The sequence below is a fragment of the Pseudoalteromonas sp. S3260 genome (genome assembly GCF_005886925.1).
Classification (GTDB): domain Bacteria; phylum Pseudomonadota; class Gammaproteobacteria; order Enterobacterales; family Alteromonadaceae; genus Pseudoalteromonas; species Pseudoalteromonas tetraodonis.
The window spans coordinates 1-323 of sequence record NZ_PNCV01000259.1; the positions used below are offsets into that span (position 1 = coordinate 1).

Annotated in this window: 1 protein-coding gene; it reads left to right on the top strand. The window is 49.2% G+C overall.

The features are described from left to right. Nucleotides 1-323, top strand: a 323-nt coding sequence (locus tag CWC14_RS18395; protein ID WP_138564327.1) for a diguanylate cyclase domain-containing protein, incomplete at both ends; no start/stop codon positions are given.

Consider the following 323-nt stretch of genomic DNA (forward strand, 5'->3'; position numbering starts at 1 on the left):
GCTTACAAGAAAACACCAACGCCCACGATTATTTAGTACTGATTGATATTGCTCGGTTTGCCGACATCAATGAAGGGCTCAGCCACGATATTGGTAATTTACTGTTAGTTGCAGTGGCGCAGCGTTTGCAAGGGCAGCATCAACAGACGCAAGTCGTAGCGCGGCTTGGCGCAGATCTCTTCGCTGTAGTAAGTAACGAGGAGCAACTCCCCTTTGCGCAATTACAACAGTTGTTGCGTGCGCCCTTTATCGCGGCTGAGCATCAGCTGCATTTAAACTTTACCTTTGGGTTGTGCACTCAGCCTCATTTTGACAGCAGTGCG